Origin of the sequence: Phenylobacterium sp., assembly GCF_030646615.1 — a bacterium.
Taxonomy (GTDB): Bacteria; Pseudomonadota; Alphaproteobacteria; order Caulobacterales; family Caulobacteraceae; genus Phenylobacterium.
In genome coordinates, this window is the sequence record NZ_JAUSLG010000037.1 from 1 (window position 1) to 25,047 (window position 25,047).

Consider the following 25,047-nt stretch of genomic DNA (forward strand, 5'->3'; position numbering starts at 1 on the left):
CTGTTGATCGTGACCCTCACCCCGGCGTCGTAGAGCGTGCGGATCGGGTGATCTTCAAGGCGCGCCACCCGTCCGAGCAGAAGGTTCGATGTCGGGCAGATGTTAAGCGTGACGGCATGGTCGGCCAGAAATCGCATCACCCGCGGTGAATCGGCTGCAGCTATGCCGTGCTGGACCTCATCAAGCTCCAGAATTTCGACTGCCCGCCAGACATCGTCGGACGCGCCCCACTCACCTACATGGGCCTTGAGCCGCATGCCTCGCTCCTTGCAGGCGCGATAGAGCGGCTGAAAGATATCGATCGGCTGGGCGAACTCGTCCCCCGAAAGGTCCACGGCCTGCCAACCGCCAGCGTCCAGAAACGGCGTGAGCCAATGCCACAGCCACGACCGTTTGCAATGGCGTGAGAAGCCCAGTTGAGGCGTCCACTCGATGCCAGGACTGATCGCCAAGCGCGCCGCTTCGATATCCGCAAATAGCTCCGCAGCATCCCCGACGCCTTGGGTGATCATCCACACGTCGTCGCCAAACTCGACGCGCGTGAGACCATCCTGACGCGCTCGCACGAACGCCCCTTCCCAGCCCAGCCGCCGGCCAGCCTTGCCCTTGAAAAGGTCGCCGACATGGCTGGCAGTCCAGGCGTGCATCTCGTCCATGGACCCGAGCGGCTTGGTGACTGGAGCGATGTCTCGCCCTGTCTGGTCCCGCAGCCAGACCCGGTCGCCGCCAAACGGGCCATGGGTGTGGGACTCAGCCTTGGGCGCCCGTCTGACCCCTTCGAGGTCGCCGCTTTCCAGAGCGGCGATGAAGGCTTCAGAACTCGCCTGCTCGTTCGCGATCATCCGCCCCCCCGAGAATGCCACCCTGGCAATCTATCAACGTCCTGCGGCGACCGGAATGGACCGGCGTCCCATCTTCAGTGCGTCAGGAGGGGGCGTCGGCATAGGCGCCTAGGGCAGGCTTTGCGGCCTCGGACCAGCCCGATCCAGGACCCAGACCGGCAGGTCGGCGACCAGCTCAAAGCCGAGGCTCGTATAGAGCGGCCGGCCGGCGTCGGTGGCGCCCAGATGGAAGCGAGCCACGCCCCGGCGTCGGTAGTCATTGATCACATGAGTGAGCAGGGCGCGGCCCATGCCCTTGCCCTGGTGCTCAGGCGGCGTGGCCATGAGCGTGACGCCGGCCGTATCCCCCGTCAGGGTTAGCGAGACGGTGCAGACGGGCCTGTCCTCGTCCCAGGCGACATAGGTCTCTACGCCTGAGGTCGGGGTGATGCTGACCTGGATACACCTGGCGATGACATCTCGGGGCTCATCGAATGCGGCGGCGATCAGGTCGCCTGCGACGCCGACCAGCTCCGGGCCGAGCGCGCGAACAACCTTGATCGGCTGGGTCGGTTGAACCGGGACGTTAGGGCGAAGCACCATAAGTGGGGCTGCGCCGACGGCGCTGAGGCCAAGCTGCGTCGCGAGCGGTGTCAGGGCTTCCCCAACCGTCGGCGCCATGAGCGCCACGAGCGGCCGATCTCGTTCCCTTGCCCGCGTGACGGACCGAACGAGGAAGCCTTCGACATCGGTGTCGGCCCCCAGGATCAGGCGATTATGATCGGCAGAGATTTCATCCGTCAGGGCCAGAATGCAGCGCCGGGTCATGTGGAGCTCTGCGCCGGGCGCTGCGCTAATCTGCATGGCGAGCGCGCGCACGCAGAGTTCAAGCAGCTCGTCGGTCTCGTTCATCCGCGTGGTCCCCGCGTATCCTCCCCTGAGCAAGGGCGGTCCAGGCTAGCGGCCGCTGCTGATGCTTTCCACTTCCTGTGGTCCTCGCCGCAGCCGGCAGGTGGCGGCTCGTTCTCTCTCGTGTAGCGTCGCGCCAAGAGGACCGCCGCCGGGGAGCCGCCGTGCCTGATCAGCGAGACACGTTCAACGCGGTGGCCGCAGAGTACGACGCGGTGCGGCCGCCCTATCCGAGGGCGCTCTACGACGATCTGGCGAGCGTCGTCGGCGGGGATGGCGCGCGGGTTCTCGAAATCGGTTGTGGCAGCGGCCAAGCCACCCAGGGGTTCCTCGATCTCGGGTGGAAGGTCGTCGCCGTGGATCCTGGTGATGAGCTCGTCGCCCTGGCGAAAGCGAACCTGACTGGAGAGGTGACCTTCCACGTTTCCCCGTTTGAAACCTTCGATGCCGAACCCGGCGCCTTCGGCCTCGTGGCGTCAGCCCAGGCGTGGCACTGGATTGACCCGACCCTCAGCTTCCCACGCGCCGCCCGGGCGTTGCAGGCCGGCGGCGTTTTGGCCGTCTTCGGTCACGTACCTATGTCGCCGCCTGCAGATATTCTGCAGCGACTGGAGCCGATCTATCAGGATATCGCGCCGGACCTCTGGCGACCGCCGCCCCAGGCCTGGTACCTGCCGAGTGGACCTGTTCGCGAGCTCTTTAGCGCCTCGGGCTTGTTTGGCCCCGTCACGCACCGGGCCTTCACCTGGACCGAGCAGGTGACGCCGGCCGCCTTCGTTCGCCAACTCCGGACGCGCTCGGACTACAACATGGTTGACCCGGATCTCTCCGCTCTGCTAGGCTGTGGCGCGTTGCGATGCTACCGCCATTCACAGGTTTTGCCCTATGCAGCCGAATTCACCCCTTAAAGTGCTGCGTGATTGGCGTGCCCTGAATTCTGAAGATCAGGGTGTCGTTATTGCCTTTGGCAAGTTCGACGGTGTCCATATCGGCCATCAGCGTGTGATCGACGACGCGGCGCAAGTAGCCCGAAGGCTCGGGGTTCCACTTGGCGTGGTTAGCTTGGAGCCTTGTCCGCATGAATTGTTTCAACCCGAGGCGCCACCTTCCCGCTTGATGAGCGCCAGCCAACGCTCCCGCGCCGTTGAGCGTTTAGGTGTGGAGCGGCTTTATCTCTTGCCTTTCGACGCAGCGATGGCGGCCCGTTCTGACCGCGATTTCATCGAGGAAGTCTTGGTTGGAGGGCTCAGTGTCCGGCATGTGGCTGTTGGCGCCAATACGAGCTTTGGCAAGAACCGTGCGGGGAATCCAGAGGCCCTTACACGATATGGGGCTGAGTACGGGTTTTCCGTCTCAATCGCTGATCTAGTGGTGCGTGGGGCCGGCAATGTGATCTCTTCCACCGTGGTGCGGAGACATTTGCGCGAAGGTCGACCCGACCTCGCAACAGCGATCCTCGGCAGACCGTTCGCCATCGAAGGGCCTGTACAGAAAGGCAGCCAACTTGGCCGTGGGCGCGGCTTTCCTACGGCTAATATTGCTCTTGGCCGCTACGTGGCGCCACGTAGCGGCGTCTACGCCACCTACACCAACCTGAGCGATGGGCGCAGGTACCCCGGAGTGGTGAGCATCGGATCGAACCGGGATGCCAATTCCGTCGAGGCAATGTTGCAGGTGACGCTCTTTGACTCTGACCAGGACCTCTGCGGCGAGGTTATCGAGATCGAGCTGATTGCGTTTCTCCGTGAAGAGGAGAGCTACGTCGACGAGCATGGTCACTTCAGCAATTCACAGGCAGTCGACCAGATGCACCGCGACATAGCGACAGCACGAGCCATGCTATGTTCCACGCCATAGCGCTCGCAGCCGTACCAGCCTGTTAGACGTCGCGGAGGGGGCGCTCTTGGGCCCACTGGTCGGCTAGCTCCGTCGGACCGACTTCCTACCGGACTTCGGCTAACCACCCACCGTAGACAGTTTCGACGACCGCTTAGCGGCAGCTGACCGGCGGGCTGAGGTGCTGGAGGGGATTCTGCGGGTGGCGCTTGATCCGGTCGGCGAGCCAAACGCCAAAAACCGAGGACGCCGCCCTGGTGACGTCAGCGTGGAATGAGTTGCATCCAAATGTCTCGCATAACCAAGTGCTGAGCCGGCGGGTTGTTAAGGTCGATGCCCTCCAAGAACCGCACGCCCGTATCATCGCTCCCGCGCCAGACGGTTTGAGTGTTCATCGCCAGGCCCGATCTCACCAAGATCAAATGAAAACCTTCAGGACCGGGGTGACCCTGGATCTTAATCTTCGCCCCGCCGTCGCTGAGGTTGTGGATGGTGCAGCCCAGAGTAAGACCTGAGCCGTAGTATATCTTTCCCCCCAACAGACCGCGAACTCTGTGCTGCCGCCGGCGATCACCCGAACGTGTCGAATTGTTACGCCGATCTCTGGTCCACGGTCCCTGAATGATCATACGGCCCGTCCGTGTCATTATTGCACAACTGACAAGGGACTCCGCAAACGGCAGGCCAAGCGGCGTTCAGTGCCCAGCCTTCGGCGAGCAGCTCCAGGTCCGCTTCTCGTTTCCGGCCCGAGCTCGGTTCGGCAGGTCTGCTTTCCGCGGCGCGAGCGCGAGGCCCGCTTTCGGCTCCGGGCTACCTGACGGGATTCGACCCTGAACGGACTCAGAGAGGGTAGCTCGACGCCGCAACTACAGCGGCTGCCAAATTGCCGTCACGATCTAAGGGTGCTAATCGCCGGGCAGCGAGCCGATGTACGGTTGTGCTTGTGGGAGAGAGTTCATGCTCACCGTCCGCCAGCGCGTGAGTTGGCTTAGGCATCTCGCGACGGCTTGCCTCCAGCAACATCATCAAGAGCTAACGGCGATCTTCCAGCCCCTGATCCGGCCGTCTGCGGTCATTGTGGACGTCGGCGCCCACGCTGGTCAGTTCGCGAAGCTGTTTTCCCAAATGGCGCCGGAAGGTCAAGTGTTCGCCTTTGAGCCCTCCCCATACGCACGTTCCATTCTGGAGCGCGCGTTGACTTGGAACCGCATTCAGAATGTGAAGGTGGTGCCAACCGGCCTCTCCGACGCTGAAGGCGAAGCAACGCTGAGCACTCCAATCAAGAGCCGAGGTGGGATTGGCTTTGGGTTGGCGTCTCTCGCGGGTGCTTCAGGTGACCGGCGAACCACCACACATTCAGTGCCACTCCAGACCCTGGATGGGTTCGCTGAGCGGAGCGGGGTGCAAAGGGTAGACTTCCTCAAGGCGGACGTTGAGGGCTGGGAAGCGCACGTGCTTCGCGGCGGGAAGCGCACTATCGAGCAGCATCGCCCCGCCCTTTATTTAGAAGTTGCGGAAGATGCGCTGGCGCGGGCGGGTTCCTCGCCGGGAGATATCTGGTCCGAACTTGCGCCGCTCGGCTACGAAGCCCTACGGGCACCCGATTTTGAGCCAGTTGCCGCGTTTACCGGAACGGGAGACTACCTCTTCGTGCCGGCCCGCATGGGGAGCGGCTTCCGCTAATCCTCACTGCGGACCTTTCGCCGCCGTCAAATGCGCTCACTCTCAGGCGTTATGCAAACGAGGATAATCCAGGATGCCAAGATTATCAGGCGCATCAGCTGCAGTCTGCGTCGTCATTCTCGCCTGTGCAGGCTGCTCCGACTCCGGAGCTGATGTCCCGTATCACCCAACTGCGCCGGTTTCCCGGCCTGCTCTTGATTGGGAGCTTCTCCGCTATCTCAGCGAAGGAGAGCCCGGCATGTACTTTTGCCGGGACGGACGACTTTGGATAAAAGCCGTAGCGCTTACCGACGGCGGCACATGCCGGGTGGTACGCGATGTCGTTTGCACCCGGCGCGAGGGCGCAACCCACGAGCTGTGCGCGAATCTCTCAATCGGCCCTCAGGGGCCCAAAATGTCAGAATGGCGTGAGGTTCCGATCCCCGAGGACTAATGTCTGCTCACCACCCGCTTCAGACCTTTCGTTGGCGGTCGCTGGGGAGCGCGGCATTTCTGTTCGACGAAATCCGACCTTCTTGAGCCAGTTGGTAGAGGCGCGGGTATCTCTGCGAAGGGGAGCGTCTAACCAATTATTTAAGTGGGAAAAATTCCGAATTCTTCGAGTCCTGCCGGGCCCACCAGCGGGGCTAATGAGGAAGTATCCGCCCCAGAGATATGGGAACTAATCGCCACGTAAAAATATAAAGCGGATCGCTTGGGTAGATTAGATGATCCTTTTCCGGCGTTTGTCAGGCGTTCTGTTTGAGTAGTACATCGCTGATATTTCAGAGCTTATCGCCCATGACGTTGCGGCGGGTATGCATCATCTGGCTTAGCGCGTTCTTCGGCAATCAGCACGGCGATTTTTCTTCGCTCCGCGTGGTCCATCGTTCGCGCAAGAACGCGCTCGAAATGCTCAACGTTCAGCCTTCTGAGCTCAGCCGGCGACATCAGGGCCTCCGTAACGCGGGTCTTTGAATCCGAGTGCAAGGCGCCTCATTGAGCCCAAATAGCAACGCGACAGATGTGCTGCGGCGTCAGAGGCGGCCTGAGGGGGCTTCCGTCTGAGGGTCAGAGCCCGCCGAACTGGATCGGGTCGCCATTGACGTCGAATGCGGCGTACCGGCCAACGCCGCCGACGTGGATCGCGTCGACCATGCCCTGTAGCGCCACCTCGACCTGCGCCTGGGTCGGCGGCTTTCCGTCCTCACCCCCGAGCGCGGCGGCGAAGACGATCTGCCACGGCGGCCCGGCGAGCTTGGCCTCTGCAACCAGATCGGAAAAGCCAGCGAGCTCGGATGGCGCCTTGTCGACGCACATCAGGGGCGCAAGGGCGCCGCCGGCGCCAGCCAAGAAGCGCTCACGCTGGGCTTCGGTCGCGTCGGCGGGCAGTTCTGCGGACGTGAACACAAACAGCAGCTGTTGAGGCTCTGGCTGGCTGGCGGCGGCCTTCAGCAACTGGTCGAAGTGCGAGTCTGCCATTGAGAGCAATCCTAGGTTTGCTGGCGCCCCTGTTCCGGGCGGGGCCTTATACCGTAGCGGGCTGGTGTTTTCTCCCGGTCCAGCGCATGGGCGAAAACTGTTGGGCGATCTGGGCCTTGGCCTCACCGGTGGTTGACGCCTCGACTTTGAAGAAGAGGTCAGCGGCCAGGCGACCGGCGGCGGGCGCTGTTTGGATGCCATATCCGCCAAGGCCGGCGAACCAGAATAGATTCGGCGCTCGTAGGTCCCAGCCGATCACCGGCAAGCGGTCTGGGGCAAAGCTGCGCAGCCCGGCCCACTTGTGCTTGATACGAGGGGGCTTGAATCCCGTGGCTTGCCTAAACCGGGCCACCGCGAGCGCGACGTCCGCCTCCTCAGGTTGGGCATCCACAGGCGGAGAGGGCGTTTCGTCGCAGGGCGATATCAACAGATCCCCGCCAAACGGCCGAAAATAGTATTTCTCACCCATGTCTTTCACGATGGGTCCGCCGAGAACGAGCCCTTCGGGGCTAGGAGGGTCGATGAGTATGGCCGTCCGCCGGTAAGATTTCAGGCCAATTGGAGCCACGCCGCACTCTGCTGCGACCTCATTGGCCCAGGCTCCGGCTGCGTTGACCAGCGACGTGCAGCGAAGCTCTTCGCCATTGATCGTCAACCGCCAATGGGTCCCATCATGGCCAGAGACATGTCCACCTGCGCCCAGCCAGAGGGCGGCGCCTTGGCGTGTCGCCCGCGCCAGCAGGATTTGGTGCAAGCGGCTTACGTCCAGCTCACCAGTTCCGCTTTCAAGCCAGGCCGACTTGATGTGGCGGGTCCTCAGAATAGGGCAGAGCTTCCTGACCTGAACGCCATGGATTGGAATAGCAGTTGCGATCGGCTGGGGGCGCTCCTGGGACGAGATGTGGAGGACGGGGCGTGCGCGCAGCAGCGGGCCGCCGGCATCAGAGGCCTCGTCCTCGAAAAAGGCTCGACTTGCTTCTGCAAGGGCTGCTGTGACCGGCCCGCCGTAGGAGGGAATGAACATGCCCGTCGATCGCCCGCTCGCATGTCGACCGAGGCGGTCTTCCTTCTCCACGATCAAGGTCTTTATCCGGGGCGCCAGCTGCGCAGCCATGCATGCGCCAGCGATACCGCCTCCGAGTATGACGACCTCAAAGACCGGCGGCTTCACAAGGCGACCGCAGGACGCATGCCGGCGGCTCCCCCCAGGTATCCGTCGACAAGAGGGCCGGGAAGATCACAGGCGAGAAGCTGAGCGAGCAGACGTCCACGGTCGCCAGACTCAAAATACCGGCCATAGGCTGCGATCACGCCTGACATGTCGCAGGCGTGCGGCGACAGCCGCACGGCGCGGACGCCGGCCGCCTGCAGCTCACCGGGCGAGGCTGCCACCGTATGAACGCCGTGAGACAGGGTTTGAATGCCGTTGATGCTGAGGAAGGACGCGCCCTCCAGGGTCTGAACCGCCTGGCCGTCGGGGTCGCGATCGCAGACAAATCGGCAGGTGTCCTTCGACAACCCGGCTTGCCGCGCATGGTAACAACGCGCTGAAAGCGCCAGGGGCAGCCGGCCAAAGCCGAATACCTCAATTTCGAGATCAGGGCAGGCGCGGTGGATCTCCCCAATCGCCGCCAGGGACAGCTCGATGTTGGCGCAGAGGCGCTCGCATCCGCGGTCCACAAGAATCTGGGCGGCTGACCCATTGTAGATGTTGAGCAGCGGACCTGCGACGAAGGGGTGGCAATTCGGAAGCAGGCTCAGGGCGGCGAGGTCGTTCAGTTCCAGCAGCCAGCCGTCCTGCTCCGCCACCCCGCGCAGCAGGCGTCGGTCCCTCGGCGTAGAGATCAGGCCAAGGGTGGACCAGACCACCTCCTTGCCTGCGTCTCGCAACAGGTCGGCCGCCCCTAGCAGGGTTGCTGCGGCCAAGGGTTCGCGCTTTCCGCACACCACTTCGCCGAGATAGATGCGACGCACCAAAGGCTCGTGCGCCATGCGCTCATAGAAGCCGGCAATGTCGGCGGCAGGCCAGTTGAAGAGCAGGGGGCCGAGGGTGATCTCGAGCGACATGTCACCGCCACCGCTTGTTGTAGGCGCCTTCGGTCTCCCGACCGCCCTCAGCGAGATCGGTCAGCATGTGCTCATAGGGCGCCGTGCTCTCGCCGCGATCGAGGGCGTCGATCGCCTTGCGAAAGGCGCGGGTCACACGCGCGACATAGGCCTTTCCGCGCTGACGACCCTCAATCTTGACGGCTTTCACGCCTGCGTCCCGCAGGCTGGCCAACAGGCCCATGGCGTTCAGGCTGGTCGGCTCTTCGAACAGGTAGGTGGCGTCCCCATCGGTCGCGAAACGCCCCTTGCACAGGGTTGGATATCCGGCCGTGGCTCCGGTCGGAGTCTTGTCGAGGGCGAGCCCGGCCAGCCGTGAAATCATCCCCTCGGAGGTGCGCTCGAAACTCACTGCTTCAGGCGGCGAGCAGACGCCAGAGAGGTTAGGGGATTGTCCGCTGACATAGGATGAGAGGGCGCAACGCCCTTCGGTCATGACGCACAGCCCGCCGAAGACGAAGGCCTCGATCTCGGCCGACGATTCCTTGATCAGGTCGGCGATCTCCGCAGCGGACATTACCCGAGGGACGACCACGCGCCGAACCCCGAACGTCTCCACATAGAAGCGGATCGCCTCAGGGGTGTTCGCCGCCGCCTGCACCGACAGGTGAAGCCGCACAGCCGAGCTCAGCTGACGAACATGGGCAAGAACGGCGAGGTCGGCGGCGATGATCGCATCGGCGCCGGCGTTGATCGCGGTCTTCACAGAGGCCCGCCAACGATCCTCGCCGCCAGCCCGGGCGAATGTGTTGATGGCTACGAGCACGTTGGAGCCCTTCCGGTGGGCGAAATCGACAGCGCGCGTCAGTTCTGTGGCGTCGAAGTTGAGGCCCGGGAAGTTCCGCGCGTTTGTTTCATCGCGGAGACCACAATAGACGCTGTCGGCGCCCGCCTCGATGGCCGCCTCCAGCATGGCCGGCGAGCCTGCCGGGCAGACGAGTTCAATGGACCCCATGGGGCATGCCTCCTGTGCGCCTGGTCGCGCGACGCCAATCCACCACGCGCTGCAGAACCGGATCGAGGCTTGGGGCCAGGGCGGCCGGAACCAGCAGGTCGGCGAGGCGCAGGTTCGCCGCCTCCAGCGCGTTGTGGAGGGCCAGCACCGCCCCTGTGTCGCCCCGCACGGTCAGCCCGCCGGCGAAGAAGGTTGCGTCGGCATCGGCCGAGCCATCGAAGAGTGCGAGCAGATCCATGAGCTCGCCCGAAATCTCAGCCACATAGCCCATGGGCCGACGCGTGCGGCGAACCACCTTCACGCCGCCGCCGTCCTCGAAAAGGGTCAACTCGAATGCGACCGGCAGATCTTCGGGATCGATCAGATACGGGCGACCTTGAAAGCGGCCCAGGCGACCAAAGGCGTTGGCCGACCGCCGCCAAGCCCGCTTGACGGCGAGATTGAGCATCATCTCCATGGGCGGTCGTAGGACCAGCGCCAAGTCTGTCAGAATGCGCGCAGACAGGCGTTCCTCTGAGAAGTGCATCATCGCCCTTTCCGGGCGAGAACAGGCGCCCGGACGAGGTCTAGGGCGGGGCGGAACGACGACGAATGTCGTCCGTCAACGCGACGTCCGCCTTTGGTCAGCCTGAGGGCTTCAAACCGTCATGCGCTCGGGTTGGTTTGGCCAGGCCTCAAGCCGCGCCTTGCCTCCACCGCGCATAACCTCAGGCGCATGATTGTCGATCAGCGCATCAGGTTTCGCCAGGCGCGTCAGCACCACTGGCCGGCCAATCGTCACGAGCGGACCGTTCACCGCCACCCCATAGTCGGCGAGGCTTGCGAAGGCGCGGGACAGGTTCTCGGGGGTCATGCCCAGCAGCGAGGCCAGAACGCGCTTCTCGTGCGGCAGGGTGATGGTCTCGACATCGCCCTGGCGCACGCGCTGGGTGATCAGATAGTTGGCCAGTCGCTCGATCCCGCCGCGGAGCTTCTGGCTCTTCATTGAGCGAACCAGACCGCGGTAGCAGCCCGCCAATTCCTGGGACACGGCGAAACCGAAGGCGGCGTCCTCCTGCATCGCCCGGCGAAGGGTCTCACCCGAGATCATCAGAATGTCGGACCGATCACGAGTCGTAGCGCTCATCAGGGCGCTCGTGTCTAGGACGACCGCAGCCAGGATGAAGGTCGATAGGGGACCCAGCAGGGCGAGGATCGTCTCCTTGTCATTCCAGGTGCCGGAGAGTTCGACCGTCCCGTCGAGGACAATATAAAGAAAATCAACGCTGTCGCCTTCGGTGAGCAGGGTTGTCCCCGCCGGGAAGCGTTGAAGGAAAGCCCCCTGGATCAGGCGACGGAACGTGTCGTCATTGGCCGTTTTCAGAAACGGCAGCTCCCTGACGCGTTCGAGATCGACCTCTTTGATCGGCATGCATGGTCCTCCACTCAGGCGGACCATGGCGCTCTTGCGCGTTCCATCCTTGATCTATGTCACGGAGAGCCCTGACGGCGCGTGCGGCCATTTGGCCACTTTGGTTAGTCAGGTCTTCCGGCGTGTTCAGGTTCAGGAAGACTTGGCCTCGAGGGTCCTCCCACACGACCTGACGGCCGTTGAGCTCGACAAGCAAGCCGCGGAGCGACCTGCGGCCTGATTGCGCGTAGCACAACAGGGGCTCAAGAGCCTCGATACGCCACAGGGTGCAGGTTGGATGGCCCTGGCGGCTGTCTCCTGCCGAGGCCGCGAGGGCGTCGGGATCCTGAACAAGCGCCTCCTCCAGCCTTGTGTACAGATCATCGGGGAGATGGGGCGCGTCGCACGGGATCGTCAGAACGTGGGCGGCCCCGATCTGCGCGCCGTGGGCCAAGCCGCTGGCCACCCCAGCCAGGGGGCCTTCGATCTTGGGTGAGTCAAATAGCAGCTGAACTGGCGGGAGCTCGTCAGCCTGCCGCCGCTCGCGAACCGACAGGGCCACGTGATTGGCGAAGCTTGCGGCCAGGGACAGGGCGTGTTCGCCGAGGGCGCGGGCCTGATAGAGGCGCTGGGGCTTGTCGCCGCCCATGCGGCGACCCGCCCCGCCGGCCAGCACCACACAAAGTCTCATCGGCGTTTTCCTGTAACGGCGGCGCTGGAACTGTTGGGTTTCGTCTCCCACAGCGCTCGCGCCCGCTCCACCCGCCCGACAGACACCTCCAGATCCCTCAGCAATCCGTCCTGGATGGAGTAGATCCAGCCGTGAACCTCGAGGGGCTGCTTCTTGCGCCAGGCGTCCCGCACGAAGGGATTGGCGGTGATCTGTCGCACCTGTTCGATCACATTGCGCTCGCAGAGATCGTTCACCCGGGCCTCAGGATCGGTGATCAAGGAGAGCTCATGCTCACAACGCCACGAGAGGCTTCTGACCGGGGTCAGCCAGTGGTCGATCAGGCCGTGGCGCTCCTCGGAGAGGGCGGCGCGGACGCCGCCGCAGCCATAGTGGCCACAGACGATGACGTGGCGGACCTTGAGGACCTCCACGGCGAACTGAAGGACCGAGAGGAAATTTGCGTCCTGAGGCGGGGCAAGATTGGCCACGTTTCGGTGAACGAACAGCTCGCCGGGGTCGAGGCCGACGATCTCGTTGGCAGGTACCCGGCTGTCTGAGCAGCCGATCCAAAGGTAGGAAGGCGCCTGCAGGCTCGCCAGGCGGCGGAAATACTCCGGATCGACGCGAGCACGGGTCGCCGCCCAGCGAATGTTGTTGTCAAAGAGCTCGGAGATCATGGCTGGGCGTCGAGGAAGAGGCCCCGCCTGGCGGCCAGTCGTCGGCTTAGCGCCGTCAGGTCGGCGGTGGTCAGTCGCAGCCGCGCGATCGGCAGCACCACGGCGTTTTCGAGCGCCAGGTGGCGAAGCTCGTGCCGGGCGAAGGCGAGAAGTACGGACTTGGCCTCCGGATCGAGCCCCGGCGCACGCTGGGATGTCAGTGCAGACTCCAGTCGGTCCCGGACGACCTGCGACTGGGTGACGTCAGCGCGGTGCTCTGCCGACAGACGCCCAAGGACATTCTCGATTTCGTCCTCAGGCAGGGCCCGACGCCGGAGCAGGGGGAAGAGATCCTCCTCTTCGTCGATGACGTGCAAGGCAAGATCATAGCGGATGAAATCGATGATCTGGCTGATGGGGTCAGCTTTGAAGACAGGGCTGGCCGCCACCTCCTCGATCATCCGGCAGAGTTGCCTGTGCCGATAGTGCTCGGCGAAGAACCAGTCGAGCGGCTCACGGAGCAGTTCGCGCGGAATGACTTCAATATCCGCAGGCGGGGCGCAAGGCATGGCCGGCTCTCCAAGGAGGCTCAATAGCGGTAGTCGAGACTGATCCAGACCTTCGTGCGGTCGCCGTAGCCGGGGCGGTCGCCCTCGAACCAAGCCAGCTTGGTTTCGAGCGAAAGGTGCGGGGTGAGGGGCGCGGCCGCCAGAAGATCAAGCTCCGTGCCGTAGTCGTCGCCGCCATCGGGGACGGTGAACCGGTGGATGGCCGCTGCGAGGCGGACAGGCGGCAAGCCTTCCGGACGCAAGGTGGCGCCGATCTTGGCGTTGAGGTCCTGGACGCCGTCGGGCGGCGTGGTCAGGAAGGCGTCGGCCCATCCCTGAAATGCGTGGAGCGTGGCCAGGGGCGTCGCAAAGCCGCGGCTCCCGTCCCCCTCCAGGCGCTCGAGTGTGAGGCTCGCCCAGCTGTCCTGTTGGCGGAGGCCAAGACTGAGCGAGGCATAGTCCAGGTCGAAGTCGGCAGGGTTCCCCCCGTAGTCGGCCTGCCGGGCATAGCCGGCCTCCAGGCTCCCCTTCAGCCCGCTGTCTGACAGAGGCCGCTCCAGCCGCAGGCTTGCGCCCAATGTGGCGCTGGACTGGGCGGGCGCGTTGGCGAAGTCGAGCCATTCCCCGTGCAGGGTCAGGTGGCCCCAGGCGGGCTTCCAGTCGGCCTGGGCAAGGTGACTGTCTGAACGCCAGTCGCCCTGTGGATGGTCATCGCCGAAGATGCGCTGAACGCGATCCACGTAGACGTAGGTGACCGCGAGGTCTGACCTCGGCCTGTAGTCCACTCGGGCGGCGTCGAAGGTCTGCTCGTTCTGTCGGAAGCCGACATTGCCGACGAAGCGAGCCGAACCGAGGATGATCCGCTGGCGACCGACAACGGCGGCGGCCTTTTCGGCTTTCCACGCGAGCTGCAGACGATTGAGCTCGGTTGTCTCTGGATCGGGGACGACCGGATAGGCGACCTCGCCGTTGGTGGTGGAATTGTACTCCTCCCCGAGGGCCACGACATTCTCGCCCTCAATGAGGAGCTGAACGCCCTTCCAGGGGGCGGTCTCGAAGCCGAGCCGCGTGCGTAGGGTCAGCGCCGCAGCGGTGTTGGAGAAACCGCTTTGATCGACCGCCTCATGCCGCAGGCGGCTTTCCAGGATGATCGTGGGGGTATCGGAGGCGTGCGCGAATCCTGGGGTGGCCAGGGTCGCCAGACCGAGCACGACAGTGGCCAACCGCATGGCTTATCTCCTTTTGATAAGGGTGTAGGTATGCTTGCGCTCGGCCTTGGGGGTGAGCCGCGCCTTCAGCAGAGAAGCCATCGCCGCAAGCGCCGGATCAGCGGCCCCCTGGGTGGCGGAAATGAGCTGGGTCCAAGACTCGTCATTGGCGTGATCGACGAAGTGTCGGACCGCGCGGCGCACGAAGACGGCGACCTGGAGGTTTTCGCTCGCCGCTGCGGCCTTGACCCGGCTGGCCAAGTCTAGGTCCGTCGCATCCATCCAGGCTTCAAGCCGGTCGGCCGAGGCGCCGTCCGAGAGCATTGCGCCGAGGGACGGGGTGCCTTCGGAAAACCGCCCGTCCTGTGTCAGGCTGAAGGCAACGCCTTCGGCTCGGGCGCGGTCGGCGAGCTGGGCGACATAGCGCGCCGCCGCCGCCGTCCAGGCCCGGCTCTCGAGATGCAGCCTGATCTTGTCCTCGACATACTCGAACGGGAGCGCCCTCCCTTCGATCCGACGTTCAAGTTTGAGAACGTGCCAGCCGAAGCGCGAGCGGACGGGAGTCGTCAGAATTTCCCCAGCCTCCAGGCCCGCGAGCGCGCGCTCGACCTCAACCACCAGGTCGCCTGGACCGAGTTGGCCTAAGGAGCCGCCCAACGCCCCGGAGGGACAGTCGGAAGCCGTCTTCGCAAGTCCGCCAAACAGGTCTGGCTTGACCATGAGTTGATCGAGCATGTCCTGGGCGGTCTGCCGTGCGAACTCCCATCCAGCCGCGTCATCGGACTTCGGCTCAATGAGGATGTGCGCGGCTTCGGTCAGCACGGGGGTCGAGAAGCGCTGACGCTGTGCGTCATAGACGCGTCGGCACTCGGCCCCGCTTGGGGACTCCACCTCGACTTCGGCATCGAGGGTGGCGCGGATCAGCGCCTCCTCGGGAGTTTCCTCGCGGCCGTTGTCATCCAGCAGCGGCTGGGCTTCCAGGCCAAGTTCGTCGGCCCTGTGAAGGAGCAGGGCCCTGACCGCCAACGCCTTCCCCGCGGCGATGCGGGCTTCCAACGGACTTGCGCTCGGATGGTGCTGGGCCTCCTCAGCGATGAGGAATTCCGGGATTTCGACGCCTTCGACGACGAGGGTGCTGGTCATGGGGCTACTCGGCGGCCTTGAGGGCTTCGGGGCGAACGGCTTGGATTGGTGCGTTGCGGGCCGCCGGCGACACCGGAACAGTCGGATAGACCGGCGCGGCGGCCACCTTTCGCAGGGGCATGGAGCGCTTGGTGCGCACCAGCTGCCAGCCGCGCCGGTTCAGGTACCAGACCGGGGCCGACAGCATGTGGACAAGGCGGGTGAACGGGAAGACCAGCAGGATGGTCATCCCCAGCACCAGGTGGGCCTTGAAGATCGGATGCACATCGGCCACGTAGGCCGCCACGCCCGGCCGGAAGGTGAAAACCCCCTGCGCCCAGCTCATGAACTTGAGCATCTCATGGCCGTCCAGGTGGCCGGCCGACAAGGGAATGGTCGCCAAGCCCAGGATCAGCTGAGCCAGCAGCAGGATCAGGATGGCGGTGTCGCCGAAGCTGGAAGTGGCCCGAATTCGCGGGTCGAACAGCCGACGATGCAGCAGCAGCAGGCCGCCAACGAGGCAGAGGACGCCTGCGAAGCCGCCGGCGACAATGGCCAGGATCTGCTTGGCGCCATGCGGCACGCCGAGGGCGTCGAACACCCAGATCGGCGTAAGCAGACCCACGAAGTGGCCGCCAAAGATGGTCAGTATTCCGACGTGGAACAGTACGGAGCCCAACACCAGTTGCTTGCGCCGCAGCAGCTGGGAGGAGCCCGTCCGCCAAGTGTATTGTTCACGATCGAAGCGGAGGACCGAACCCAACACAAGAACGGCCAGGGCAATGTAGGGAAAAACCCCGAACAGGAATTGGTTTAGGAGTTGCATGGCGAACCTCAGGCGTTGGCGGCGGCGCGGCGCGGCTGACGGCCGGGCTCGGCCATCATCGCATCGACGAGAGCGGTGGCCTTCGGGCAGCCCACGTCGGAGGGGCCGAAGGTGACGGCGGTTTCCGCCCAGGCCTTATCGATGGCCTCCAGATCGTTGGGATCCTCGTCGGGCTCGCTCAACAGCGCGGCCAGTGCGCCTGGGTCGGCGGCCTGCGAGGCGAGCTTGCCGAGCGCGCCGAAGATGGCGCGATAGGCGCTGCCCCGCGACTTCAGGCGCTCACCCATGGCGTCCAGGACGTGCGTCGCCTCCCCCAGCAGGGAGGCGGCCTGGGCGTCGGGCAGGGTGGAGAGGAATTCAAGGAACACGGGCAGGAAGTCGGGCAGTTCGTTGGCCGACAGGTGCAGGTCGTGGGCGCGATAGAGTTCGGCCAGGGCGACCATGGCTTCGCCGCGGTCCCGGCTTTCGCCATGCACGTGCTCATAGAGGTTGAGCGACAGGGATCGGGTGCGATCGAAGAGCTCGGTATACCCCTCCTGCAGGTCATAGATGTCGCCGCTGGCGATCTGCTCAACGAGGCGTCCCAGGGCCTTGAGGACGGCCTTTGGAACCATCCCCTCGGCCTCGATGAGTGCCAGGACCTGAGGCGCGAGCCGCTGCAGCTCGGGAGTCGGATAGGTGAGCAGGTGCGCAAGCGCCTGATACGTACGGGCCATGGGTCAGGCCTCCATCGGTGTTTTGGCGCGACTGCGCTTGTTGGGCCCAAAAAGGCCGAGTTCCGTGCGCCCGCCGGAGCATCCGTTGCCGAACGAGAAGCCGCAGGATCCGCGCATGTCGTAGGCGTCCTCCGCCACCTCACGGTGCGCGGACGGGATGACGAAGCGGTCCTCGTAGTTGGCGATCGCCAGGTAGCGGTACATCTCGTCGATCTGGGCAGCGGAGAGTTCGACGCTTCCCGCCAGCCTGTGGTCGATGACCCCCTCGACGGTCTTGGCGCGCATGTACCCGCGCATGGCCAGCATGCGCCTCAGGGCCAGTTCGATCGGCGCCTCGCGGCCGGCGGTCAGCAGGTTCGCGAGGTATTTGACCGGGATCCGCAGCGAGTGGACGTCAGGCATTTCGCCGTCCATCTCAATGGCGCCTGCGGCCGCGGCGTTCTGGATCGGCGAGAGCGGCGGCACGTACCAGACCATCGGCAGGGTCCGGTATTCAGGGTGCAGCGGGAAGGCGATCTTCCAGTCGATGGCCATCTTGTAGACGGGGCTCTGTCGCGCTGCGTCGAGCCAGGCTTCCGGAACGCCGTCGGCGCGCGCCTGCGCGATCACCTTCGGATCTTCAGGGTCGAGGAAAATGTCGAGCTGGGCCTGATAGAGGTCCTGATCGTCAGGCGTGCTGGCCGCAGCCTCGATCCGGTCGGCGTCATAGAGCAGGACGCCGAGGTAGCGGATGCGCCCGACGCAGGTTTCCGAGCACACGGTCGGTTGGCCGACCTCGATGCGCGGGAAACAGAAGGTGCACTTCTCCGATTTCCCGGATTCCCAGTTGTAGTAGATCTTCTTGTAAGGGCAGGCGGAGACGCACATGCGCCAGCCTCGGCACTTGTCCTGGTCGATCAGGACGATGCCGTCCTCCTCGCGCTTGTAGATCGCGCCCGAAGGGCACGCCGCCACGCAGGTGGGGTTGAGGCAGTGCTCGCACAGCCTCGGCAGATACATCATGAAGGTGTTCTCGAACTGGCCGTAGATCTCCTTCTCGACGCTGTCGAAGTTGTAGTCGGCCGAACGCGTGGCGAACTCGCCCCCCAGGATCTCCTCCCAGTTCGGGCCCCGCTCGATCTTCTCCATCCGCTGGCCAGTGATCTTCGAGCGCGGCCGCGCGGTCGGGAACGCCTTCATCTCAGGCGCCGTCTGCAGATGGCCGTAATCGAAGTCGAAGGGCTCGTAGTAGTCGTCAATCTCCGGTAGGTCGGGGTTGGCGAAGATCTTCGCCAGGATGCGCCACTTGGCGCCCATCTTGGGCTCAATCTTGCCGTTGGCCTTGCGAGTCCACCCGCCGTTCCAGCGCTTCTGGTTCTCCCAGTCGCGGGGAAAGCCAACGCCTGGCTTGGTCTCTACGTTGTTGAACCAAGCGTATTCAACGCCTTCCCGATTGGTCCACACGTTCTTGCATGTAACTGAGCAGGTGTGACATCCGATGCATTTATCGAGATTCAGCACCATGCCGATCTGGGCGCGGACTTTCATTGGGCGAAATCCTTGGTGTTGAGGGTTTCTTCGAGCCAGTCGACCTTGGTCATCTTGCGAAGCACGACGAATTCGTCGCGGTTTGCGCCGACAGTGCCGTAGTAGTTGAAGCCGTAGGCGAGTTGGGCGTAGCCGCCGATCATGTGCGTCGGCTTCAGCACTGTGCGGGTGACCGAGTTGTGGATGCCGCCGCGCTTGCCGGTGATCTGCGACCCCGGCGTGTTCACGATCTTTTCCTGGGCGTGATACATGAAGGTCGTGCCTTCACGGATGCGCTGAGACACCACGACGCGGGCCGTCAGAGCCCCGTTGGCGTTGAAAGCCTCCACCCAGTCGTTGTCGATCAGACCCGCCTTCTTGGCGTCGACCTCGGAGATCCAGATGACCGGGCCCCCGCGGTTCAAGGTGAGCATCATCAGGTTGTCGGAATAGGTTGAGTGGATGCCCCACTTCTGGTGGGGGGTGATGAAGTTCAGGACGATCTCAGTCTCGCCGTTGGGCTTGGCGCCCTGGACATGGGTGGTCTTCAGGTCGATCGGCGGACGGTAGACGCAGAGCGCCTCGCCGAACGCCCGCATCCACTCATGGTCCTGGTAGAGCTGCTGGCGTCCGGTAAGGGTCCGCCAAGGGATCAGTTCATGGACGTTGGTCCAGCCGGCGGTGTAGCAGACCTTTTCGCTCTCAATGCCGGACCAGGTCGGCGAGGTGATGATCTTGCGCGGCTGGGCCAAGAGATCGCGGAAGCGGATCTTCTCGTCTTCCTTGGGCAGGGCCAGATGGGTGTGCTCGCGGCCCGTCTGCTTTTCGAGCGCCGCCCAGGCCTTGACCGCCACCTCGCCATTGGTCTCTGGCGCCAGCATCAGGATGGTCTCGCAGGCGTCGATATCGGTGTCGATCTTCGGCATGCCCTGGGTCTGGCCCTCTTCGAGGACCTGGCCGTTCAGCTCTGCCAGCAGATCGACCTCGTGTTCGGTCTTCCAGCCGATGCCCTTGCCGCCATTGCCGCTGGCCTTGAGCAATGGCCCCAACGCTGTGAAGCGCTTGAAGGTGTTCGGGTAGTCCCGTTCAACGACGGTGATCTGCGGCATGGTCTTGCCCGGGATCGCCTCGCACTCACCCTTGGACCAGTCGCGGACGTCGAACGGCTGGGCCAGTTCGGCTGCGCTGTCGTGTTGGATGGGGGTGAGAACGACGTCCTGCTCGACGCCCAGGACTTCTGGGGCGACATTAGAAAACTGCTTGGTGATCGCCTTGAAAATTTCCCAGTCCGACTTCGACTCCCAGGCCGGGTCCACAGCCGCCGAAAGCGGGTGGATGAAGGGGTGCATGTCGGAGGTGTTGAGGTCGTTCTTCTCGTACCAGGTGGCCGTCGGCAGCACGATGTCGGAGTAGACGGCCGTGGTCGACATCCGGAAATCGAGGGTGACCAAGAGGTCGAGTTTTCCCTCCGGCGCCTCGTCGTGCCACTTCACGTCATTGGGCTTGCGTCGGCCGTCTTCGCCAAGGTCCTTGCCCTGGACGCCATGGCTGGCGCCCAGTAGGTGCTTCAGGAAGTACTCGTGACCCTTGCCGGATGAACCCAGCAGGTTGGAGCGCCAGATGAACATGTTGCGCGGCCAGTTGGCCGGGTCGTCGGGGTCCATGCAGGACATCTCAAGATCGCCGCTCTTCAGTTGGGCGAGCGCATAAGCCTTGGGGTCCTGGCCAGCCGCGGCCGCCGCGTTTGCGACCTCAAGCGGGTTGGTTTTCAGCGCCGGCGCCGAGGGCAGCCAGCCCATCCGTTCGGCCTTGGCGTTGAAGTCGATCATCGACCCGTCCCAGACGCCTTCGGGGGCGGTGGGCGAGAGAATTTCGCTCATCTCGACGGTCTCGTAGCGCCACTGGTCAGAGTGGGCGTAGAAGAATGAAGTCGAGTTCTGCTGCCGGGGCGGCTTGACCCAGTCAGTGGCGAAGGCCAGCGGCGCCCAGCCCGTCTGCGGCCGCAGCTTCTCCTGACCGACATAGTGCGCCCAACCGCCGCCGGTCTGGCCGACGCAACCGCACATCACCAGCATGTTGATGACAGCGCGGTAGTTCATGTCCATGTGGAACCAGTGGTTCATCGCCGCGCCGATGATCACCATCGACTTGCCGTCGGTCTTTTCAGCGTTGCCGGCGAAGCCACGGGCGACGGCGACAATCTGATCCTTCGGCACCGACGTGATGGCCTCAGCCCAAGCGGGCGAATAGGGCTGCACGTCGTCGTAATCGGCCGGCATATGATCGCCGCCGAAGCCCTGATCGACGCCGTAATTGGCGAGGAACAGGTCATAGACGCAGGCCACCAGGGTCTCGCCCTCCGGCAGCTTCATACGCTTGACCGGCACATTGCGGACCAGGACGTCCGGGTGGTCCGTCATGGCGAAGCCGTTGGTGGCCGCCCCGCCGAAATACGGGAAGCGCACGGCGGCGACCTCGTCATGGACACCTTTCAGGCCCAGGCGCAGCGAGGTCTCGCGGCCAAGGCCGTCCTTCTCCTCAAGGTTCCACTTGCCGTCCTCGCCCCAGCGGAAGCCGATTGAGCCGTTGGGCACGATCACTTCGCCTGTCGCCTCATCGAGCGCGACCGTCTTCCAGTCGGGGTTGTTGGTCTCGCCTAGCGCCTGGTCGAACTCCGCAGCCCGAAGCAAGCGCTCGGGCACATAGGCCCCGTCCTGCGGCACCAGCCGGACCAGCATGGGCAAATCGGAGTACTTGCGCAGGTATTCGCGGAAGTAGGGCACCTGCCGGTCAACGTGGAACTCCTTGAGGATGACGTGGCCGAACGCCATGCCGAGCGCCGCGTCAGTGCCCTGCTTAACAGGCAGCCAGAGGTCGGAGAACTTCGAGGCCTCCGAATAGTCAGGGCAGATCACCACCGACTTGGCCCCCCGATAGCGGGCCTCGGTGTAGAAGTGGGCGTCAGGCGTCCGCGTCTGCGGGACGTTGGAGCCCCACAGCATGATGAAGCCGGAATTGAACCAATCCGCGCTCTCGGCGACGTCAGTCTGCTCGCCCCAGGTCTGGGGAGAGGCCGGCGGTAGGTCGCAGTACCAGTCGTAAAAGGACCCGCAGACTCCGCCGATCAGCTGCAGGTAGCGCGCGCCGGCTGCGTAGGAGACCATCGACATGGCCGGGATCGGCGAAAAGCCGAAAATCCGATCAGGACCCCAAGCCTTGATGGTGTGCGCATTGGCGGCCGCGATGATCTCCGTCACCTCGTCCCAGGTGGCGCGGATGAAGCCGCCGGCGCCGCGCATGGTCACATAGGAGGCGCGCTGCGCGGGATCGTTCTGGATCGCCGCCCAGGCCGCCACCGGGCTGAGCGTCGCGCGGGCCTTCCGCCACAGCTTCAGCAGGCGCGAACGGATCAGCGGGTACTTCACCCGGTTCGCAGAATAGAGGTACCAGCTATAGCTGGCGCCGCGGGCGCAGCCGCGCGGCTCATGGTTCGGCAGCTCCGGACGGGTCCGGGGATAGTCGGTCTGCTGGGTTTCCCAGGTGACGATCCCGCCTTTGACGTAGATCTTCCAGGAACAGGAGCCGGTGCAGTTCACCCCGTGCGTGGAGCGAACGACCTTGTCGTGCTGCCAGCGGTCCCGATAGGCCTGTTCCCAGGTGCGGTCATCGTCGTTGAGCACGCCATGGCCGTTCGAAAACAGCTCGGTTTTGCGCGTGAAGAACGCCAGGCGGTCGAGCGTATGGCTCATTGGGCGGCTCCGAGAGTTGAAGGTTGTTGGGGCCCGTGCAGCATGGAGGTCTTGCGGCCGTAGAAGGCCCAGTTCACCGCGACGCAGCTGAGATAGAAGGCCAGGAAGATCAGGAGGGCGGTTTCTGGGCCGCCGGTCGCCTTGAGCGACTCTCCAAAGAGCTTGGGGATCACGAAGCCGCCGTAGGCGCCTATGGCGGACGAGAAGCCGACGATAGCCGCAGACTCCATGTCGGAGGCCTTGAGGCGGGCCGAAGCGTCAGCCTTGGGCATCAGCCGCGGCATGTCGCTCCGCATGATCGCGGGGATCATCTGGAAGGTCGAAGCGTTGCCGATGCCGGTCCAGGCGAAGAGCCAGATGAAACTGGCGAAGAAGAGTGGGAACGAAGGTTCCGCGCCCCAGGCGCCAATGCTGTAGAGCACCGCACCCACGCCCGCGGCCATGGCCAGGAAGACCCAGTGGGTGACGTGCTCGCCGCCGAACTTGTCTGAGACCCAGCCCGTCAGGGCGCGCGCCGCGGCGCCCACCAGGGGGCCAAGGAAGGCGTACTGAAGGCTGTTCACCTCAGGGAACAGGGTGTTCATGAGCAGCGGGAACGCTGCAGAGAACCCGATGAATGAGCCGAAGGTGCCCAGATAGAGGTAGCACATGATCCAGTTGTGCTTGCGCTTGAAGACCACGGCCTGGCTGGCGAAGGAGGCCTTGGCCGAAGCGATGTCATTCATCCCGACCCAGGCGGCGACCGCAGCGGCGATGATGAACGGGATCCAGACGAAGCCTGCGTTCTGAAGCCACAACTCGCTGCGGGCTTCGCCCACCATCGCGACTTGCGGCGCGCCAACCACGGGGGCGAAGGCGCCGGCGACAATCACCACAGGCACCAGGAATTGCATGACGCTGACGCCGAGGTTGCCGAAACCGGCGTTGAGGGCCAGGGCATTGCCCTTCTCGGCCTTCGGATAGAAGAACGAGATGTTGGACATGGACGAGGCGAAGTTGCCGCCGCCAAGGCCGCAGGCGAGCGCCAGGGCGACGAACACCCAGTAGGGGGTCTCAGGCTGCTGGACAGCGAGACCAATGCCAACGGCCGGAACCAGGAGCGATAACGTGGAGACAGTGGTCCACAGCCGACCGCCGAGGATCGGCACCAGGAAGCTGTAGAAGATTCGCAGGGTCGCCCCCGACAGCGCCGGCAGAGCCGTGAGCCAGAAGAGCTGGTCGGTGGTGAAGGCGAACCCGATCAGCTTCAGCTTGGCCACCACCATGGACCACACCATCCAGATGGCGAAGGCCAGCAGCAGATTCGGAACGCTGATCCAGAGGTTTCGGCTGGCGATCGAGCGGCCGGTGGAGGTCCAGAACTCGGGGTCTTCCGGGCGCCAGTCGGTCAGGACGTGGCGGGCGGGTGTTGCCGAAGACATGGCTTCTTGCCCTTTCGAGTGTCAGCGCGCAGTCGGCGCGACAGCGCCAGACGCGGAGGGTGGATTGGGGATCATGCCGACCATCTCAGGCAGGGCCGGGAGGTCGCGGAGTTGCGGGGCGGACTTCTGTTCCATCCGGCGGATGGCGAAGTGCATCCAGGTCAGCGCCGTCGTCACCAGGAGGAAGAGCAGCATGAAACAGCTGGTCCAGACGCCGGTGAGGTCATTCAGCGCGCCGAAGACGATGGGCAGGATGAAGCCGCCCAGGCCGCCAACCATGCCCACTAGGCCGCCGACCGCGCCGACGTGGCCGGGATAGTAGACGGGGATGTGCTTGTAGACGGCAGCCTTGCCGAGGCTCATGGCGAAGCCCAGGACGAAGATCAGAACGACGAAGGGAGCTAGGCCGGTCGACAGGCTGAAGCTGATAGGTCCGTTGATGCCGTCGATGACATACTGCGTTGCTGGGTAGGAGAGCAGGAAGGTGCAGATCACACTGACGCTGAAGGTGATGTACATCACGCGCCGTGCGCCGATCTTGTCCGACAGCCAGCCGCCGAAGACTCGGAAGAGTGAGCCGGGGATGGAATAGGCTGCGGCCAGCATGCCAGCGGCCTTGATGTTCAGGCCGTAGACGCCAACCAGGTAGCTCGGCAGCCACAGCGCCAGGGCCACGAAGGCGCCGAAGACGAAGAAGTAATAGAGAGCGAAGCGCCAGACCTGCAGCTTGCGGAGGGGGGTGAGCTGGGCCCCAGCCCGGGCGGGCTTCTCGCCTGAGGCGCGGCGCGCGACGAGTTCCGGATCGTCACGGGTAATCAGGAAGGTCAGGACGGCGATCCCCGCCAGGGCGAGCGCCCAAATCTGCGCTACGGCCTCCCAGCCCAGGGCGACCATGACAAAGGGCGCGGCGAACTTGGTGACTGCGGAGCCGACGTTCCCGGCGCCGAAGATTCCCAGGGCGGTGCCCTGGCGCTCCTTGGGGAAGAACTTCGCGACATAGGTCACGCCGACGGAGAAGGCGCCCCCAGCGATGCCGACACCCAGGGCTGCGATCAGAAATTGCGGATAGGTCTCTGCATAGGACAGCAGGAAGGTCGCTACCGCCGCGGCGAGCATGACCGCCAGGTTGACGATGCGGCCGCCGTACTGCTCGGCCCAGATGCCCAGGATCAGGCGGATCAACGACCCGGTCAGGATAGGGGTGCCGATCAGCAGTCCAAATTGCGCGCCAGACAGGCCGAGATCCGTCCGGATCTGCACGCCTATGATCGAAAAGATGGTCCAGACGGCGAAGCAGGCCGTGAATGAGAACGTGCTCATCCACAATGCTGTCTGGGCGCCTTGCTGATGACCTGTCGGTGCGCTCACCGATCGTCCCCCCTGTCGTGACCGAGCCAAATCTCGGTGAAGCAGGGATAGGACGAACTATCGTCTAGTCTGATTGATGCGGATCAATTGCTG

22 protein-coding genes and 1 pseudogene are annotated in these 25,047 nt (G+C 64.2%); 3 read left to right on the forward strand and 20 right to left on the reverse strand.

The annotated features are described in order from the left end of the window. Nucleotides 1–842 (reverse strand): annotated as a pseudogene (locus Q7S93_RS05575) (hypothetical protein); the annotation flags it as partial. 108 nt (nucleotides 843–950) lie between these two features. Continuing rightward, entirely contained in the window at nucleotides 951–1,733 is a 783-nt protein-coding gene (locus Q7S93_RS05580; RefSeq protein ID WP_304712749.1) for a GNAT family N-acetyltransferase, read from the reverse strand. Between the two features lie 161 nt (nucleotides 1,734–1,894). On the opposite strand from Q7S93_RS05580, the gene Q7S93_RS05585 reads away from it, so the two are divergent. Together Q7S93_RS05585 and ribF are read left to right on the forward strand one after the other, a co-directional pair. Beyond that, entirely contained in the window at nucleotides 1,895–2,638 is a 744-nt protein-coding gene (locus Q7S93_RS05585; RefSeq protein WP_304712750.1) for a class I SAM-dependent methyltransferase, read from the forward strand. After that, a complete protein-coding gene (gene ribF, locus Q7S93_RS05590) occupies nucleotides 2,616–3,587 on the forward strand; it encodes a riboflavin biosynthesis protein RibF (protein ID WP_304712751.1) in 972 nt (323 codons plus the stop codon). The genes Q7S93_RS05585 and ribF overlap by 23 nt, the downstream gene beginning before the upstream one ends. A 242-nt stretch (nucleotides 3,588–3,829) precedes the next feature. On the opposite strand, the gene Q7S93_RS19025 is transcribed toward ribF, so the two are convergent. Continuing rightward, nucleotides 3,830–4,213 (reverse strand): PilZ domain-containing protein, encoded by a 384-nt coding sequence (locus Q7S93_RS19025; protein WP_370652080.1) that lies wholly within the window; start codon nucleotides 4,211–4,213, stop codon nucleotides 3,830–3,832. A gap of 310 nt (nucleotides 4,214–4,523) precedes the next feature. Here Q7S93_RS19025 and Q7S93_RS05595 point away from each other — a divergent pair, with 310 nt between their 5' ends. Further along, nucleotides 4,524–5,249, forward strand: coding sequence for an FkbM family methyltransferase (locus tag Q7S93_RS05595; RefSeq protein ID WP_304712752.1), 726 nt, complete (start codon nucleotides 4,524–4,526; stop codon nucleotides 5,247–5,249). 1,050 nt (nucleotides 5,250–6,299) lie between these two features. On the opposite strand, the gene Q7S93_RS05600 is transcribed toward Q7S93_RS05595, so the two are convergent. From Q7S93_RS05600 to Q7S93_RS05680, 17 genes are all read right to left on the reverse strand, one after another. Beyond that, complete coding sequence (locus Q7S93_RS05600; RefSeq protein WP_304712753.1) at nucleotides 6,300–6,710, reverse strand: ribonucleotide reductase subunit alpha; 411 nt, start codon at nucleotides 6,708–6,710, stop codon at nucleotides 6,300–6,302. A gap of 46 nt (nucleotides 6,711–6,756) precedes the next feature. Continuing rightward, on the reverse strand, nucleotides 6,757–7,881 hold the full coding sequence (locus Q7S93_RS05605; protein WP_304712754.1) for an NAD(P)/FAD-dependent oxidoreductase: 1,125 nt from the start codon (nucleotides 7,879–7,881) through the stop codon (nucleotides 6,757–6,759). Further along, nucleotides 7,878–8,777: a ubiquinone anaerobic biosynthesis protein UbiV gene (ubiV, locus tag Q7S93_RS05610; RefSeq protein WP_304712755.1), complete on the reverse strand. Its 900-nt coding sequence runs from the start codon at nucleotides 8,775–8,777 to the stop codon at nucleotides 7,878–7,880. The genes Q7S93_RS05605 and ubiV overlap by 4 nt, the downstream gene beginning before the upstream one ends. A 1-nt stretch (nucleotide 8,778) precedes the next feature. Continuing rightward, nucleotides 8,779–9,771: a ubiquinone anaerobic biosynthesis protein UbiU gene (ubiU, locus tag Q7S93_RS05615; protein ID WP_304712756.1), complete on the reverse strand. Its 993-nt coding sequence runs from the start codon at nucleotides 9,769–9,771 to the stop codon at nucleotides 8,779–8,781. After that, nucleotides 9,758–10,300, reverse strand: a complete 543-nt coding sequence (gene ubiT, locus Q7S93_RS05620; protein ID WP_304712757.1) for a ubiquinone anaerobic biosynthesis accessory factor UbiT — start codon at nucleotides 10,298–10,300, stop codon at nucleotides 9,758–9,760. Before ubiT ends, ubiU begins: the two co-directional genes overlap by 14 nt. A 108-nt stretch (nucleotides 10,301–10,408) precedes the next feature. Then, nucleotides 10,409–11,182 (reverse strand): transcriptional activator FtrB, encoded by a 774-nt coding sequence (gene ftrB / locus Q7S93_RS05625; protein WP_304712758.1) that lies wholly within the window; start codon nucleotides 11,180–11,182, stop codon nucleotides 10,409–10,411. Continuing rightward, nucleotides 11,118–11,852, reverse strand: a complete 735-nt coding sequence (locus tag Q7S93_RS05630) for a molybdenum cofactor guanylyltransferase (protein WP_304712811.1) — start codon at nucleotides 11,850–11,852, stop codon at nucleotides 11,118–11,120. The genes ftrB and Q7S93_RS05630 overlap by 65 nt, the downstream gene beginning before the upstream one ends. Further along, complete coding sequence (locus Q7S93_RS05635; protein ID WP_304712759.1) at nucleotides 11,849–12,511, reverse strand: carbonic anhydrase; 663 nt, start codon at nucleotides 12,509–12,511, stop codon at nucleotides 11,849–11,851. Before Q7S93_RS05635 ends, Q7S93_RS05630 begins: the two co-directional genes overlap by 4 nt. Beyond that, on the reverse strand, nucleotides 12,508–13,059 hold the full coding sequence (locus Q7S93_RS05640; RefSeq protein WP_304712760.1) for a hemerythrin domain-containing protein: 552 nt from the start codon (nucleotides 13,057–13,059) through the stop codon (nucleotides 12,508–12,510). Before Q7S93_RS05640 ends, Q7S93_RS05635 begins: the two co-directional genes overlap by 4 nt. A gap of 20 nt (nucleotides 13,060–13,079) precedes the next feature. Beyond that, nucleotides 13,080–14,267, reverse strand: a complete 1,188-nt coding sequence (locus Q7S93_RS05645; protein WP_304712761.1) for a hypothetical protein — start codon at nucleotides 14,265–14,267, stop codon at nucleotides 13,080–13,082. Between the two features lie 3 nt (nucleotides 14,268–14,270). Continuing rightward, on the reverse strand, nucleotides 14,271–15,389 hold the full coding sequence (locus Q7S93_RS05650) for a peptidylprolyl isomerase (RefSeq protein ID WP_304712762.1): 1,119 nt from the start codon (nucleotides 15,387–15,389) through the stop codon (nucleotides 14,271–14,273). Nucleotides 15,390–15,393: 4 nt separating this feature from the next. Next, nucleotides 15,394–16,194 (reverse strand): respiratory nitrate reductase subunit gamma, encoded by an 801-nt coding sequence (gene narI / locus Q7S93_RS05655; RefSeq protein WP_304712763.1) that lies wholly within the window; start codon nucleotides 16,192–16,194, stop codon nucleotides 15,394–15,396. Nucleotides 16,195–16,202: 8 nt separating this feature from the next. Then, the gene (narJ, locus tag Q7S93_RS05660; RefSeq protein WP_304712764.1) at nucleotides 16,203–16,910 is read right to left on the reverse strand and encodes a nitrate reductase molybdenum cofactor assembly chaperone; all 708 of its coding nucleotides are present in this window, start codon (nucleotides 16,908–16,910) and stop codon (nucleotides 16,203–16,205) included. A 3-nt stretch (nucleotides 16,911–16,913) separates the two neighbouring features. Further along, nucleotides 16,914–18,437 carry a nitrate reductase subunit beta gene (gene narH, locus Q7S93_RS05665; RefSeq protein ID WP_304712765.1) on the reverse strand — a complete coding sequence of 508 codons (1,524 nt, stop codon included), beginning with the start codon at nucleotides 18,435–18,437 and terminating at the stop codon, nucleotides 16,914–16,916. Then, entirely contained in the window at nucleotides 18,434–22,165 is a 3,732-nt protein-coding gene (locus Q7S93_RS05670) for a nitrate reductase subunit alpha (protein WP_304712766.1), read from the reverse strand. Before Q7S93_RS05670 ends, narH begins: the two co-directional genes overlap by 4 nt. Next, nucleotides 22,162–23,586: an MFS transporter gene (locus tag Q7S93_RS05675; protein WP_304712767.1), complete on the reverse strand. Its 1,425-nt coding sequence runs from the start codon at nucleotides 23,584–23,586 to the stop codon at nucleotides 22,162–22,164. Before Q7S93_RS05675 ends, Q7S93_RS05670 begins: the two co-directional genes overlap by 4 nt. Before the next feature lie 21 nt (nucleotides 23,587–23,607). Beyond that, nucleotides 23,608–24,906, reverse strand: a complete 1,299-nt coding sequence (locus tag Q7S93_RS05680; RefSeq protein ID WP_304712768.1) for an MFS transporter — start codon at nucleotides 24,904–24,906, stop codon at nucleotides 23,608–23,610. Between the last annotated feature and the right edge of the window lie 141 nt (nucleotides 24,907–25,047).

Excerpts from the sequence above, each read along its gene's own strand:
- Q7S93_RS05580 (WP_304712749.1), bottom strand. The coding sequence starts at position 1,733 with ATGAACGAGACCGACGAGCTGCTTGAACTCTGCGTGCGCGCGCTCGCC.
- ribF (WP_304712751.1), top strand. The coding sequence starts at position 2,616 with ATGCAGCCGAATTCACCCCTTAAAGTGCTGCGTGATTGGCGTGCCCTG.
- Q7S93_RS19025 (WP_370652080.1), bottom strand. The coding sequence starts at position 4,213 with ATGACACGGACGGGCCGTATGATCATTCAGGGACCGTGGACCAGAGAT.
- Q7S93_RS05595 (WP_304712752.1), top strand. The coding sequence starts at position 4,524 with ATGCTCACCGTCCGCCAGCGCGTGAGTTGGCTTAGGCATCTCGCGACG.
- Q7S93_RS05600 (WP_304712753.1), bottom strand. The coding sequence starts at position 6,710 with ATGGCAGACTCGCACTTCGACCAGTTGCTGAAGGCCGCCGCCAGCCAG.
- ubiV (WP_304712755.1), bottom strand. The coding sequence starts at position 8,777 with ATGTCGCTCGAGATCACCCTCGGCCCCCTGCTCTTCAACTGGCCTGCC.
- ubiU (WP_304712756.1), bottom strand. The coding sequence starts at position 9,771 with ATGGGGTCCATTGAACTCGTCTGCCCGGCAGGCTCGCCGGCCATGCTG.
- ubiT (WP_304712757.1), bottom strand. The coding sequence starts at position 10,300 with ATGATGCACTTCTCAGAGGAACGCCTGTCTGCGCGCATTCTGACAGAC.
- ftrB (WP_304712758.1), bottom strand. The coding sequence starts at position 11,182 with ATGCCGATCAAAGAGGTCGATCTCGAACGCGTCAGGGAGCTGCCGTTT.
- Q7S93_RS05630 (WP_304712811.1), bottom strand. The coding sequence starts at position 11,852 with ATGAGACTTTGTGTGGTGCTGGCCGGCGGGGCGGGTCGCCGCATGGGC.
- Q7S93_RS05635 (WP_304712759.1), bottom strand. The coding sequence starts at position 12,511 with ATGATCTCCGAGCTCTTTGACAACAACATTCGCTGGGCGGCGACCCGT.
- Q7S93_RS05640 (WP_304712760.1), bottom strand. The coding sequence starts at position 13,059 with ATGCCTTGCGCCCCGCCTGCGGATATTGAAGTCATTCCGCGCGAACTG.
- Q7S93_RS05645 (WP_304712761.1), bottom strand. The coding sequence starts at position 14,267 with ATGCGGTTGGCCACTGTCGTGCTCGGTCTGGCGACCCTGGCCACCCCA.
- Q7S93_RS05650 (WP_304712762.1), bottom strand. The coding sequence starts at position 15,389 with ATGACCAGCACCCTCGTCGTCGAAGGCGTCGAAATCCCGGAATTCCTC.
- narI (WP_304712763.1), bottom strand. The coding sequence starts at position 16,194 with ATGCAACTCCTAAACCAATTCCTGTTCGGGGTTTTTCCCTACATTGCC.
- narJ (WP_304712764.1), bottom strand. The coding sequence starts at position 16,910 with ATGGCCCGTACGTATCAGGCGCTTGCGCACCTGCTCACCTATCCGACT.
- narH (WP_304712765.1), bottom strand. The coding sequence starts at position 18,437 with ATGAAAGTCCGCGCCCAGATCGGCATGGTGCTGAATCTCGATAAATGC.
- Q7S93_RS05670 (WP_304712766.1), bottom strand. The coding sequence starts at position 22,165 with ATGAGCCATACGCTCGACCGCCTGGCGTTCTTCACGCGCAAAACCGAG.
- Q7S93_RS05675 (WP_304712767.1), bottom strand. The coding sequence starts at position 23,586 with ATGTCTTCGGCAACACCCGCCCGCCACGTCCTGACCGACTGGCGCCCG.
- Q7S93_RS05680 (WP_304712768.1), bottom strand. The coding sequence starts at position 24,906 with ATGAGCACGTTCTCATTCACGGCCTGCTTCGCCGTCTGGACCATCTTT.